The 13371-nt window shown below is 34.3% G+C and carries 12 protein-coding genes; 3 read left to right on the plus strand and 9 right to left on the minus strand.

Annotation, left to right across the window (positions count from 1 at the left end; genetic code table 11):
* Positions 1–16: 16 nt before the first annotated feature.
* Together AC0UBM_RS02615 and AC0UBM_RS02620 are read left to right on the plus strand one after the other, a co-directional pair.
* Positions 17–1099 (plus strand): iron-containing alcohol dehydrogenase family protein, encoded by a 1083-nt coding sequence (locus AC0UBM_RS02615; protein ID WP_414034684.1) that lies wholly within the window; start codon positions 17–19, stop codon positions 1097–1099.
* A gap of 24 nt (positions 1100–1123) precedes the next feature.
* Positions 1124–1675, plus strand: coding sequence for a 1-acyl-sn-glycerol-3-phosphate acyltransferase (locus AC0UBM_RS02620; RefSeq protein WP_475687899.1), 552 nt, complete (start codon positions 1124–1126; stop codon positions 1673–1675).
* On the opposite strand, the gene AC0UBM_RS02625 is transcribed toward AC0UBM_RS02620, so the two are convergent.
* The 9 genes from AC0UBM_RS02625 to thrA all read right to left on the minus strand — a co-directional run bounded on the left by AC0UBM_RS02625 (position 1672) and on the right by thrA (position 11444).
* Positions 1672–1998 carry a DMT family transporter gene (locus AC0UBM_RS02625; RefSeq protein WP_414034683.1) on the minus strand — a complete coding sequence of 109 codons (327 nt, stop codon included), beginning with the start codon at positions 1996–1998 and terminating at the stop codon, positions 1672–1674. The two genes, AC0UBM_RS02620 and AC0UBM_RS02625, sit on opposite strands and share 4 nt — an antisense overlap.
* Before the next feature lie 41 nt (positions 1999–2039).
* A complete protein-coding gene (locus tag AC0UBM_RS02630; protein ID WP_475687548.1) occupies positions 2040–2822 on the minus strand; it encodes a DUF3050 domain-containing protein in 783 nt (260 codons plus the stop codon).
* 164 nt (positions 2823–2986) lie between these two features.
* Positions 2987–3715 (minus strand): YebC/PmpR family DNA-binding transcriptional regulator, encoded by a 729-nt coding sequence (locus AC0UBM_RS02635; protein ID WP_414034681.1) that lies wholly within the window; start codon positions 3713–3715, stop codon positions 2987–2989.
* A gap of 70 nt (positions 3716–3785) precedes the next feature.
* Positions 3786–4079 carry a 4a-hydroxytetrahydrobiopterin dehydratase gene (locus AC0UBM_RS02640; RefSeq protein ID WP_414034680.1) on the minus strand — a complete coding sequence of 98 codons (294 nt, stop codon included), beginning with the start codon at positions 4077–4079 and terminating at the stop codon, positions 3786–3788.
* A gap of 54 nt (positions 4080–4133) precedes the next feature.
* Entirely contained in the window at positions 4134–4964 is an 831-nt protein-coding gene (locus AC0UBM_RS02645) for a sugar nucleotide-binding protein (RefSeq protein ID WP_475687549.1), read from the minus strand.
* A 29-nt stretch (positions 4965–4993) separates the two neighbouring features.
* Entirely contained in the window at positions 4994–6064 is a 1071-nt protein-coding gene (gcvT, locus tag AC0UBM_RS02650; protein WP_475687550.1) for a glycine cleavage system aminomethyltransferase GcvT, read from the minus strand.
* A gap of 609 nt (positions 6065–6673) precedes the next feature.
* The gene (thrC, locus tag AC0UBM_RS02655; RefSeq protein WP_475687551.1) at positions 6674–7972 is read right to left on the minus strand and encodes a threonine synthase; all 1299 of its coding nucleotides are present in this window, start codon (positions 7970–7972) and stop codon (positions 6674–6676) included.
* Between the two features lie 40 nt (positions 7973–8012).
* Complete coding sequence (locus tag AC0UBM_RS02660; protein WP_414034675.1) at positions 8013–8936, minus strand: homoserine kinase; 924 nt, start codon at positions 8934–8936, stop codon at positions 8013–8015.
* Positions 8937–8996: 60 nt separating this feature from the next.
* Complete coding sequence (gene thrA, locus AC0UBM_RS02665) at positions 8997–11444, minus strand: bifunctional aspartate kinase/homoserine dehydrogenase I (protein ID WP_414034674.1); 2448 nt, start codon at positions 11442–11444, stop codon at positions 8997–8999.
* A 360-nt stretch (positions 11445–11804) separates the two neighbouring features.
* Between thrA and AC0UBM_RS02670 the strand changes: the two genes are divergently transcribed.
* On the plus strand, positions 11805–13364 hold the full coding sequence (locus AC0UBM_RS02670) for an NAD(P)H-hydrate dehydratase (protein ID WP_475687552.1): 1560 nt from the start codon (positions 11805–11807) through the stop codon (positions 13362–13364).
* Positions 13365–13371 lie beyond the last annotated feature (7 nt).

The following is a 13371-nucleotide window of genomic DNA, read 5'->3' on the forward strand; positions in this document are numbered from 1 at the left end:
TATTACGCAATATATAATGAATTTTAAAAATTTTCCTATGGTGTCCAATGTCGTTTTTGGACGAGGTAGTTTTAATCAGCTAGAAGAAATTTTACTTTTAAAACGATTAAATGTAAACGCACCATTTATCTTTTTAGTAGACGATGTATTTCAGGGTAACGAAGCGTTAACCTCAAGAATTCCGCTGTCTTATGAAGATGAAATAATTTTTATTTCGGCCGAAGAAGAACCTAAAACATCACAAGTAGATGCCTTAGTAGAACATATAATATTAAAGTTTAAAGACCGCCCTTCAGGAGTTATTGGAATAGGAGGTGGTACGCTTTTAGATTTAGCAAAAGCGGTGGCTATTATGTTAACTAACGAAGGTGAAACACATGAATATCAGGGTTGGGATTTAGTTAGAAGACCCGCTATTTATCATGTAGGTATTCCTACAATTTCGGGTACGGGTGCGGAAGTGTCGCGTACAACGGTATTAACTGGACCAGAAAAAAAATTAGGAATTAACTCAGATTTTACACCGTTTAATCAGGTGCTTTTAGATCCAGAACTTATTTCGGATGTGCCTAAACAGCAGTGGTTTTATACGGGTATGGATTGTTATATTCACTGTATAGAATCGCTTACAGGAACCTACCTTAATGCCTTTAGTCAGAGTTATGGCGAGAAAGCATTAGAGTTATGTAAAGACATTTTCTTGGGAGATCATTTGTCGAAAAAAGAAGCCGAAGATAAATTAATGATGGCGTCTTGGCATGGCGGAATGAGCATTGCCTATTCGCAAGTAGGCATTGCGCATGCTATGAGTTATGGTTTGTCGTATTTACTAGGAACAAAACATGGTGTTGGTAATTGTATTGTTTTTGATCAGTTAGAAGAATTTTATCCTGAAGGCGTGAAAATGTTTAAAGAGATGAAAGCCAAGCATAATATAGAATTACCACAAGGTATTTGTAAAGATTTAAGTGATGCCGATTTTAATAAAATGATAGATGTAGCCTTAGGTTTAGTGCCACTGTGGGAGAATGCATTGGGGTCGAACTGGCAAAAAACAATAACCAGAGCGAAGTTACGTAGCATGTACGAACTCATGTAAGGTATTTTAAAGTAAAACAATATGATGAAATCGCTATATAAGTTTATTTATTTTAAACTGATGAAATGGAAGGTTATTGGTGATTTTCCAGCCGATTTAAAGAAGTATATGGTAATTGCGGTCCCTCATACCAGTTGGCACGATTTTTATATTGGTTTATTACTTCGAAAAATAAAAGACACACCTATAAATTTTATAGGAAAGAAAGAACTCTTTAAAGGAGTTTTAGGTTGGTACCTTAAACAAGTTGGAGGTGTTGCTTTAGATAGAACTCCTGGGCAAAATAAAGTGCAATCTATTGCTAAAATGTTTGAAACTCATGACGAACTTCGGTTAAGCTTAGCTCCGGAAGGCACACGAAAAAAAGTAACCGAATGGAAATCTGGGTTTTATTATATTGCTAAAGAAGCAAATGTGCCTATTGTTATGGTAACATTCGATTTTGGTAAAAAGCAAAATAAAATTTCAAAACCCTTTTATCCAACAGATAATATGGAAGCCGATTTTAAATATATGAAAAGCTTTTTTAAAGGTGTAAAAGGTAAAGTGCCAGAATATAGTTTTGAGATCGATTAATGCGACACATATTTTAAGCCTAAAATGGAAAGTATCAATGTAGAAATAAAGAATATGCGCCAAAAATCGGCTGGTTCCTTAAAAATAAAAATACCTACTAAAACAGTTCCAACTGCCCCAATTCCAGTCCACACAGCATAAGCGGTACCTATAGGTAAGGTTTCTGTTGCTTTAAGTAAAAGGGTCATACTAATGGCCAAGCATATTACAAAACCAATATACCAATAGGTAGCAATAGTACCTTCGGCATATTTTGCTTTTCCTAAACAAGTGGCAAAACCAACTTCGAATAGGCCAGCAATTACTAGTAAAATCCAATTCATACCTTTAGAGGTTTAAGAAATAAAAAAAGAGGAGTAGCGTATTAAGCTAGCTCTTCTTTTTGTGTTTTTATTATGTTGTAAATATTGTCCCAAAGTATCACTCTATGCTCTAAAGCTTCTTTAGCAACAGTTAATACTTCTTCCCATTTTACCATATCTGTACCGCAAAGTTCGTGAAGCATTTTGTAAGCTACCGCGCGATGATTTTCTTGTTTTAAATACAAATAACGATTTAATAAAAAGGTAAGTTTAGTACACGGATTATCTGTAGTTTCAATATTGCTCACAATATTTAAAACCTTTTCAGAATTAATATCTTCTCTTCCAAAAATAAAAACGGCAGCCATAACATGAGGCTTTTCTTTCGCTATAATATTAAACGTGAACTCAATAAAATCTTTTATAAAATCAGGAATATAGACCAGTTTGGCAGCTTTAGAAACCGGTATTTTATTTTCAATAAGCTCTGTAAATGTTGTAATAAGCGTGGTATTGGCTCCAATCTGTTCCATACCATCTAAGTACATTTCAAAATGACTTTTAGTTTGACCTAATTCGTTAACATCACTTTCTTCGGCGGCAACGATTTCATTTATAAATTTAAATATCTCAGGGTTTTTATTAGGTACCCATGGTAATTTAAAAGACGTGTATTGTAATTGTAATGTTTTTACTAACGACATAAAATCCCATGTGGTATAGACATGGTGCTCCATGAACAATTTCACATCCTCCGTATTTTGAAGGACGTTGTATAATTTATGATTACGAATTTCGTGTTGTAATTGCGATAATTCTGATTCTATACGCTTAATGTAAGACATATGATAAAATAGGTAAATGTTTTTAAGGATTCCAAATTTACAAAACCCTCATCAGTTATTTATAGGTTTTAAAATTTTATTCATATTCATTATACTTAAAAAATTGAATAAAAAAAGAGGACGTGTATATAGTCCTCTTTAATACCTTTTATTTTAATAAAGTTCTATTCTTCCTCTTCGGTAGATTCTTGCATAGTGTGGTACACGTTTTGCACATCATCGTCCTCTTCAATCTTTTCTAAAAGTTTCTCTACGTCTGCAGCATCTTCTTTAGATAACGCTTTTGTAACTTGTGGTATACGTTCAAATCCAGAAGATAGAATTTCTATTTCTCTAGCTTCTAACTCCGATTGAATAGCTCCGTAACTTTCAAAAGGCGCGTAAATCATAATACCATCGTCGTCTGCGAAAATTTCTTCAGCACCAAAATCTATTAATTCTAACTCTAACTCTTCAGGATCTAGTCCTTCCGCATTAATTCTGAAATTACAAGTATGGTCAAACATAAATACTACAGAACCCGAAGTACCTAAGCTTCCGTCGCATTTGTTAAAATAACTACGAACATTGGCTACAGTTCTGGTGTTATTATCGGTTGCTGTTTCTACTAAAATAGCAATTCCATGAGGTGCATAACCTTCAAAAAGGACTTCTTTAAAATCGCCTAAACTTTTGTCGCTTGCACGTTTTATGGCACGTTCTACATTGTCTTTAGGCATGTTAACGGCTTTGGCATTCTGAATTACCGCCCTTAATCGCGCATTACTATCCGGATCAGGACCACCTTCTTTAACTGCCATTACAATGTCTTTACCAATACGAGTAAATGCTTTACTCATGGCAGACCAACGTTTCATTTTGCGTGCTTTACGAAATTCAAAAGCTCTTCCCATTTCTTATGTATTTTAATTTTGTATTAAGTCGGTTGCAAATTTAAAGAAAATAATACCAACTGTGATAAATTTAATCGTCTTCTGGTTCAACTATAGATTCTATTGCTTCTGCCAATTTAAAATCTTTTGCTGTAACTCCTTTTTCACTGTGAGTGGTTAATGTTATTGTAAGTACATTATACACATTAGTCCATTCTGGATGATGGTTTAGGGCTTCACATTCAAAGGCGATACGGCTCATAGCGCTAAAGCAATCTTTAAAATTCTCAAATTCAAATTCGGCATGTATAGCGTCTTCATAATATTCCCATTCAGGAAATTGTAATAAACGTTTTTCAATATCGTTTTCTGATAATTTGCTCATAATTAATTTCTTTTTTGTGCTCTTAAAAATAGTGCTTTTTAAGTTTAAAATCAATCAGACTTGTAGTTCTGTTAAGATTTGTTTACTTAAAACTTGTAAGTGATTGGGTAATAGATTTTCTTTAGGTAAAACGGCCAAATAGCGATCGTTATTTGTGGTGTAAACCTGTTTTAAAATCGGGTTAAATAATCCGATAGATGAAATTATCTCAGCGATGAATTCGTCATGATGTACCAAATCGGAACTGCCTAAATGAAAGATACCGAATGCGTCTCGGTTAATTAAATAATGGATTTGCTGTGTGATTTTAGAGTCTGTAGTCACATTCATTATTAAATTCGGAAAGATTTCAATGGGGGTTTTCTCGTGTAAATGCTGTTTTATTTCTTTTATTCTTGGCGATTGTGTTCCGAAAACCATAGGCAGTCTTAAGATAATCACTTGTTTTACGGGTAGTCGCATAAGCATATTTTCAATTTTAATTTTGAAATGCCCGTAAACACTATGACTTAAGGTTTTGTCTAATTCGTAGCTTGGAAACTGGCTGTAGGCATCGAAAACATTAGCCGAAGAGATAAAAATAAGTTTTGTATTTGTAGCTAATATATATTCGGCCAAATGGGTGTGAGCGATCACTTGAGCTGAAAAATCGCCTCGAACAGCCGAAATAATTATGGTTGGTCGAACGGCTTCAAGAATTTCAAAAACATCGTCTTCTTCAACATTATATTGAAAAAAATGATGATTATCTTCAAATTCTTTTCGTGCTATATTGTAGGTTCCAAACGTATTAAAATAGGAGCAAAGCTCTTTATATATGGCATTGCCAATAAAGCCACTTGCTCCTAAAATTAATATTCTATGTTTACTTCTGTTCTCCTTCATGTATCGTCTTCCTGAGAAGTAATTCTATATTATCCTTTGTAAAACGGTAATTTTACAACGGTCGCAGGAATGGCTTTTTTACGAATCTGAATGTTTATTTTACCATCTACTACTGCATAGTCTTTAGGGACATAACCTAATCCAATACCAATTCCTAAAGAAGGAGACATGGTTCCAGAAGTTACAATTCCTATTTTGTTACCATCATTATCTACGATATCGTAATCGTGACGCGGAATACCACGCTCGTCTAATGTAAAGGCCACTAATTTATTTTTAACACCTTCTGTTTTTTCAACTAATAAAGCTTCAGAATTAGTGAATGTCTTCGTGAATTTAGTAACCCAACCTAAGCCAGCTTCTAAAGGCGAGGTCGTGTCGTTTATATCATTTCCGTATAAGCAGTATCCCATTTCTAAGCGTAAGGTGTCACGTGCTGCTAGTCCGATTGGTTTTGCACCAGCTTCAACAACTTTATCCCAGATTTGTTTGGCTTCACTATTTTTACAGTAAATTTCGAAACCACCACTTCCTGTATATCCCGTAGCAGATATAATTACATTTTCTATACCTGCAAAATCTCCAACTTCAAAAGTGTAAAACTTAATGGCAGATAAGTCATGACTTGTAAGTGGTTGCATAGCTTCAATGGCTTTAGGGCCTTGAATGGCTAATAGAGAATACTCTGCACTTAAATCGCGCATCTCTGCACCAACGTCGTTTTTAGAAGAAATCCAATTCCAATCTTTCTCAATATTACTTGCATTAACCACTAAAAGGTAGGTTTCTTCCTTTAATTTATAAATTAGTAAATCGTCTACAACACCGCCATCATCGTTAGGTAAATAGCTGTATTGTGCTTTTCCAATAGTTAATTTAGTAGCATCGTTACTACTTACTTTCTGGATTAAAGCTAACGCATTTGGGCCCTCAATTAAAAATTCTCCCATATGACTGACATCAAAAATACCAACCGATTTTCTAACCGTTTCGTGCTCTATATTTACACCATCATATTGAACTGGCATATTGTATCCCGCAAAAGGAACCATTTTCGCTCCAAGAGCTTCGTGTGTAGCTGTTAATGCTGTATTTTTCATTTACTATAAAATTGATTGTTGCACAAAAGTATTGAAATTTATCTGTTTTAAACGGACTCCGAATATAAAATACAGTTAAATATAAAGGCTTAGAGCGCAATCGTTGGTGGTTATTGTAGAGACTTTAATCAGATGAAGATGTACTCTTTTGACTTTATCTTAGCTATACGAAAATGGAAATATCAATAGAGACGATAGGTGTTTCTAAACCGAGACTCACGTATGTTGCGCTAAATGAGTCTCTAAACTTTAATAGTGCATATTCTTTGGTGCTTGTAAATGAAACGGTATTAAATATTTTAGACAGATATGTTTTTAATGGATTTAGTATTTTAAGGATAAGATTTGTCGGAGCGCATTATGAATAATCTATATTGGAAAACAAACGTATAACCGTAAATCCGATTTTACTATAGGTTGTTGAAATGCATATTTTATAACAGATTGTTTTCATTTCTTAGCCGAACTTCATTATTATCTTTGCAATTTATGGGAGAACAACGTTGGGGTTATTATTTAGGTTTTAAAGCAGAGTGGTGGTTATGGAAATAAAAAATGGCCATAACATCTACGGTTATGGCCATTTTTTTTAAATTGAATAGGTTTTTCTTAGCGATTCAAAAGATATTGCTTTAAATCGGTATACGTGCTAACTTTTATAGATTTTTTCTTCTTGTCCATTACCGCTAAAATTTGAGCTGGAAGCTCGATATTTTCAGGAATAACTTCTCCAACAACATCTAAAAATTTTGTAGGGTGTGCCGTTTCTAAACATACACAATGCGCTTCTGGATGCGAGTTAATATAATTTTTTGCACCTAAATAACCTACTGCACCATGAGGATCGGCTACGTAACTGTAGTCGTTATATATTTCTTTCATCGCTTCTTTTGTTTCTTCATCGGTGAAACTGTAAGAGGATAAATTGTCCTTTAAAAGATTAAAATCATTTTTATAAATCTCCTGAATTCTTACAAAGTTACTTGGGTTCCCGACATCCATAGCATTAGAAATAGTTTGTACAGATGGTTTTACATCGTAGCTTTCAGATTCTAAATATCTAGTCACTACGTTGTTCTCGTTATTCGATGCGATATAATGTTTTATAGGCAATCCTAGTTGTTGCGCCATCATACCAGCACATACATTTCCGAAGTTTCCGCTAGGAATAGAGAATACTATATTATCGTATTTTTTATGCAGTTGTTTATAAGCAAACATAAAGTAGAACAACTGAGGTAACCATCGGGCAACATTTATAGAATTTGCCGATGTTAATTTCATATGGTCTGTTATTTCTGTATCCAAAAAGGCTTGTTTAACCATATCTTGGCAATCGTCAAACGTGCCATCAACCTCTAAAGCTGTAATATTTTTCTTTAACGTTGTTAATTGCTTTTCTTGAATATCACTCACTTTACCACTTGGATAAAGTATAACCACTTTTACACCTTCTACACCTAGAAATCCATTAGCTACGGCGCCACCAGTATCTCCAGAGGTTGCTACTAAAACTGTTACATCTTGTTTGGCATCATCCTTAGAAAAATGACTTAAGCAACGTGCCATAAAACGCGCACCTACATCTTTAAACGCCATGGTTGGACCGTGGAATAATTCTAAAAATGAAATGTTCTTATTTAGTTCTACAATCGGAAAATCGAAAGACAATGTGTCTTCAACTATTGCTTTTAAATCGGCTTCAGGAATTTCTGGAGACACGAATTGTTTTATCGCTTCGAAAGCAATTTCTGAATGTGAAAGTGTATCGATAGTCTCAAAAAAAGAGTCTGGTAAAGGCGTAATAGTTTCTGGGAAGTATAAACCTCTATCCGGAGCAAGTCCTTTAATTACAGCATCCCTGAACGTTGTATTGGGAGCTGTTTTGTTTAAACTAAAATAATTCATAGCGTTTTTTTTGGTTTTTGTCTTAGCTTTTTTGTTTGTATTAATTCAATATCTTCATGCCTTCAGCATTAATTTTCGATACATAAGTATCGAATTCTATAGCGCTATTGGCGTATACTTTACGTATGGCTTGTTCTACTTTCTTCGCGTTTTCAATACCTTCACAAAGCGAGAATATAGATGGACCAGAGCCAGAAATACCACTTCCTAGGGCACCAGCTGTTTTTGCAGCGACTTTAACATCGTTATATAGCGGAATGAGTTTACTTCTATGAGGCTCTACAATAGCGTCGTGTAACGATCGTTCTATTAATCCGTAATTATTTGTATGCAAACCGTGGATTAAGCTTCCTACATTTGCCCATTGCAAAATGGCATCCTTTAAAGCCACCTCTTTTGGTAAAATTGCTCGTGCTTCTGATGTTTTAATTTCTATTTGCGGATGAATAATTGTAGCGTATAAATTATTTGGTGTCGGGATTTCTAAAATCTCTAAAGGCGATACGCTTTTTACTAATGTAAAACCTCCAAATAGGGCAGGAGCAATATTATCGGCGTGTTCACTTTGGCTGGCTAAAGCTTCACCTTTCATCGCGAAATAAGATAACTCTGTGTTATTATATGGTCGTCCCAACAATACATTCATACCAAAAACACTACCTGCAGCGCTTGCAGAACTACTACCAACGCCACTTCCAGGTTTAATGTTTTTATAAATTTCAATCTCGAAACCAAAATCAGGTTTAGCGTCTTCATACATGGCAAGTGCAGATACGCCCGCCACATTTTTTTCTGCTTCGAACGGTAAATCGTAACCTTCAATTTTAGTAATAAAAATACCTTTTTTATCGGTTTTTCTAATCACCATCTCATCGCCAATACTATCTAAGCAAAAGCCTAATACGTCGAATCCGCAAGAGACATTTGCCACGGTGGCAGGCGAAAATATTCTTAATTCATTCATAAGTTCTAAAGTGACAACTTCATTTATATCTGTAGATAAAAATTGTCTTTTGATATTAAATTAGTTGTTTCCTATGCGTATAATGTCTGCAAATAATCCAGAAGCCGTAACATCTGCTCCAGCACCAGCACCTTTAATAATCATTGGCTGTTCTGGGTAACGTTTCGTGTAAAACATAACGATATTGTCCTTTCCTTCTAAATTATAGAAAGGGTGTCCTTCTGGGATTTCTTTTAATCCAACTTTAGCTTCACCGTTATTAAATTCGGCTACATATTTTAGCTGACTGTTATTAGCTTTAGCAGAAGCATATAATTTCTGATAATGTGCTTCGTCCGCAATTAAAGTTTGGTAAAAATCGTCTACCGTATCACTTTTTACTCCAGCTTCAGATAAAAATGAGGTGTTTTCAATATCTTCTAAATCCATTTCAGTACCACTTTCACGAGCAAGAATTAATATTTTTCTTGCAACATCTACACCACTTAAATCAATTCGAGGATCTGGTTCTGTATACCCTTCGGCCGCGGCTTGTTTTACTACATCGTAAAACTTAGTTGTATCGTTAAAGTTATTAAAGACAAAGTTTAAACTTCCTGATAATACCGCTTGAATAGAGGTTACTTTATCTCCTGAAGCTATTAAATTATTTAACGTATCAATTACAGGTAAACCTGCACCAACATTCGTTTCAAATAAGTAAGGCGCGTTATATTTAAAAGATAATTGTTTTAATTCTTTATACTTTTCTAGTTTGCTAGAACAAGCAATTTTATTACACGCTACAACCGCAATACTTTCTTTTAAGTACTTGGCATATAAATCTGCCACATCCTTATTCGCGGTAACATCTACAAAGACACTGTTACGTAAATTTAGGTTTTTAATAGATTCGTAAAACCCGTCTAATGTAGCATCTTCTCCTTCGTTTGCTAATTGTTCTTTCCAGTTTTTTAATGATAAACCTTCATCATTAAAAATCATTTTTCTAGAGTTGGATAATCCAACAACGCGAAGGTTAATTTTTAGATTCTCTTTTAAGTATTTACGTTGTTGTTTAATTTGTTCTACCAAACGCTCTCCAACATTACCAACACCTGTGATAAACACATTAAGTTGTTTAGTGTTACCTTCAAAGAAGACCTCGTGTAAGATATTTAGAGCTTTCTTGATATCTTTTTGTGCAATGATTGCAGAAATATTACGTTCTGACGCGCCTTGTGCTATTGCTCTAATATTAATATTATTTTTTCCTAAAGCACTAAACATTTTACCGCTAATACCTTGATGACTTTTCATACTATCGCCAATAAGGGCGATAATTGATAAGTTACTTTCTACAAGAATAGGGTCTATTTTATTCAGTGAAATTTCGTTTTCAAATTCTGTATCGATTGCAGATTTTGCAGAAATGGCATCTTTTTCATCAATTCCAAAACAGATAGAATGTTCTGAAGACGCTTGAGTAATTAAAATGACATTTATTTTTTCTTGTGCTAAAGTTTGGAACAAACGTCTAGAGAATCCTGGGATTCCAACCATCCCGTTTCCTTGAAGCGTAAGTAAAGCAACATTACTAATATTTGTAATACCTTTTGCGGCATTGTTTACGTTACTTCCATCTTTAGAAATAATAGTTCCAACAGCATCTGGTTCTAAAGTGTTTTTAATATGAATTGGAATTTGCAGACTTAATACAGGCTGAACCGTTGGTGGGTATAGTACTTTTGCTCCAAAGTGAGATAATTCCATCGCTTCTTGATACGATAATTTATCTATAGGCAGTGCTTGTTTTACCATCTTAGGGTTTGCCGTATACATACCGCTAACATCTGTCCAGATTTCTAATTGATCTACTTTTAAAGCCGCCGCAACAATGGCTGCAGTAAAGTCTGAACCGCCACGACCTAAAGTTGTAATTTCACCAGTAACCGATTTAGAAATAAATCCTGGTAAGATGGTGATATCGAATGTACTATTTTTAAAATAGTCCTGTACGTTTTTATTTGTAATGCTGTAGTTTACTTCTGCTTTTGTAAAGTTAGAATTGGTAGTTACTAATTCTTGACTGTTTTTACGCTCTGCATTTGCACCCTGACTTTTTAAAGTTTCAGCAATAATGAAAGATGATAATAATTCACCATAACTCACCAATTTATCCGATGTTTTAGGCGATAATTCGTTGATTAAGAAAATACCATCTAAAAGATTTTTTAAAGATGCTAAACGGGCTTCAACTTCTTCTAAAACAGTTTCATTATTAGACGGAATTAATTCCTTAATAATATTTAAATGAATTGTTCTTATGTTTGAAAAAGCGTCTGCGTAAGCACTGTTTTTAGACTGTGCTAATTGTCCAGCTTCTAGTAACTTATCGGTAACGCCGCCAACAGCAGAAACCACACAAATAACCTTATCTGTTTTGGCATAATTGGTTAAGATAGATACGACATTGGTTATGTTTTTTGAGGACCCTACAGATGTTCCTCCGAATTTTAATACTTTCATTTTAAAGTAGATTGTATAAATTTAATAGCTTATTGTTTGAGTATTGTAACATAAAATTACAACTTGTATGGACGGAAGATATATAATTAATTACCCCAAGGGGTAATAATGTTTGAAATAGAAATAATGATCATAGCAATGCTACCAACGATAGTTGGTCTAGAAATTAATTGAATTGTATGTTCTGTATTTTGCATTTTCTACTACTAAACTTCTCAAATGTATTACTTTTACTGTTATAAAAAAATGTATTATAATTTTTTACAGATTATTTACTGTTACGCTTAAATCGTTTATTTAAAACCATTTTAATTCTGTTTAACTGAATAATCTTTAATGATTATTGTAAAATATTTAAGGATGAAAATTTTTTCTAAAGAACAAATCTACGAAGGTGATAGATTAACTATTCAAAAACAAAATATTAGCTCTGCCGATCTCATGGAGCGCGCGGGAACAAGTCTGTTTAATTGGTTAGACGCGAGACTACAAGGTGCGCCTGTTCCTATTTTAGTATTTTGTGGTATAGGAAATAATGGCGGCGATGGTTTGGTTTTGGCCAGACATTTAATTACTCATGGTTATAATGTAAAAACGTTTATAGTTGATTTTAGCGATAAACGCTCTCAAGATTTTTTAGTTAATTATGAACGCTTAAAAGAAACTACAAAAGACTGGCCGGTATCCCTACATAAGGGTGACGATCTTCCCGTAATCTCCGATCAGGATATAATAGTAGATGCTATTTTTGGGGTGGGATTAAACCGACCAATAGCCGATTGGGTAGTTAATTTATTTAAACATTTTAAGACGTCTAAAGCTTTAACGGTTTCAGTAGATATTCCTTCGGGTTTATTTATAGATCGTGTACCTAAACATGAAGATGAAGTGGTGCATTCTAATCTTATTTTAAGCTTTCAAACGCCTAAACTGGTTTTTTTCTTACCCGAAACTTCTAAATATATAGATCAATGGGAAGCTCTTGATATCGGGATAGATCCGCAGTATTTGCAAGAAACAGAAACCGAAGCCCATATTTTAGGTAAATTAGATGTATTACCTATGTATAAGCAACGCGATAAATTTTCTCACAAAGGAAAATTTGGTCACGCCTTAATTATTGGTGGGAGTTATGGCAAAATAGGAGCAGTTCAACTAGCTAGTCGAGCCGTTTTAGCATCGGGAGCAGGATTAGTTACTGCCTTTACACCAAAATGCGGCTATATACCTTTACAAACAGCATTTCCTGAAGCTATGGTTATTACCGATAGCGATGAGGATAAGATTACACATATTGATTTCAATATTAAACCAACACATATTGGAATAGGTGTTGGCATAGGTACAGACGAAAAAACGTTAGTGGCGTTCGAATCATTTTTAAAAGCGAATACTGTGCCTTTAGTTATAGATGCCGATGGAATAAATATACTCTCTAAAAATAAAGAGCTATTAAAGTACTTAAAGGAAGATACTATATTAACACCGCATCCTAAAGAATTAGAACGTTTAATAGGGGCGTGGGAAGACGATTTTGATAAATTAAAGAAGGCCAAAGCGTTTGCCAAAAAATATAAGATACTAATACTTATTAAAGGCGCAAATTCGATAGCGGTTTATCAAGATAAATTATATATAAATTCTACTGGGAATCCAGGATTGGCGACAGCTGGAACCGGAGATGTGTTAACAGGTATTATCACAGGATTGGTGTCGCAAGGTTACACCGCGTTAGAAGCAACTTGCTTCGGGATGTATTTACATGGAAAATCTGCAGATTTAGCGATTGAATTTAAAGGCTATCAAAGTTTAATTGCCTCAGATGTGATCTCGTATCTAGGACAAGCATACCTTGATTTATTCGAACTAGCCGAAAAACCTTCGGCACCTCAGGAAGCGCAACCTAAATCTAAAAAATAAAAAGTAA

It is taken from the genome of Formosa sp. F44, assembly GCF_056238645.1.

Bases quoted from the DNA above. Each gene is read 5' to 3' on its own strand.
- AC0UBM_RS02620 (WP_475687899.1), top strand. From the start codon at position 1,124: ATGAAATCGCTATATAAGTTTATTTATTTTAAACTGATGAAATGGAAG.
- thrC (WP_475687551.1), bottom strand. From the start codon at position 7,972: ATGAATTATTTTAGTTTAAACAAAACAGCTCCCAATACAACGTTCAGG.
- AC0UBM_RS02630 (WP_475687548.1), bottom strand. From the start codon at position 2,822: ATGTCTTACATTAAGCGTATAGAATCAGAATTATCGCAATTACAACAC.
- AC0UBM_RS02640 (WP_414034680.1), bottom strand. From the start codon at position 4,079: ATGAGCAAATTATCAGAAAACGATATTGAAAAACGTTTATTACAATTT.
- AC0UBM_RS02635 (WP_414034681.1), bottom strand. From the start codon at position 3,715: ATGGGAAGAGCTTTTGAATTTCGTAAAGCACGCAAAATGAAACGTTGG.
- gcvT (WP_475687550.1), bottom strand. From the start codon at position 6,064: ATGAAAAATACAGCATTAACAGCTACACACGAAGCTCTTGGAGCGAAA.
- AC0UBM_RS02625 (WP_414034683.1), bottom strand. From the start codon at position 1,998: ATGAATTGGATTTTACTAGTAATTGCTGGCCTATTCGAAGTTGGTTTT.
- AC0UBM_RS02645 (WP_475687549.1), bottom strand. From the start codon at position 4,964: ATGAAGGAGAACAGAAGTAAACATAGAATATTAATTTTAGGAGCAAGT.
- AC0UBM_RS02670 (WP_475687552.1), top strand. From the start codon at position 11,805: ATGAAAATTTTTTCTAAAGAACAAATCTACGAAGGTGATAGATTAACT.
- thrA (WP_414034674.1), bottom strand. From the start codon at position 11,444: ATGAAAGTATTAAAATTCGGAGGAACATCTGTAGGGTCCTCAAAAAAC.
- AC0UBM_RS02660 (WP_414034675.1), bottom strand. From the start codon at position 8,936: ATGAATGAATTAAGAATATTTTCGCCTGCCACCGTGGCAAATGTCTCT.
- AC0UBM_RS02615 (WP_414034684.1), top strand. From the start codon at position 17: ATGAATTTTAAAAATTTTCCTATGGTGTCCAATGTCGTTTTTGGACGA.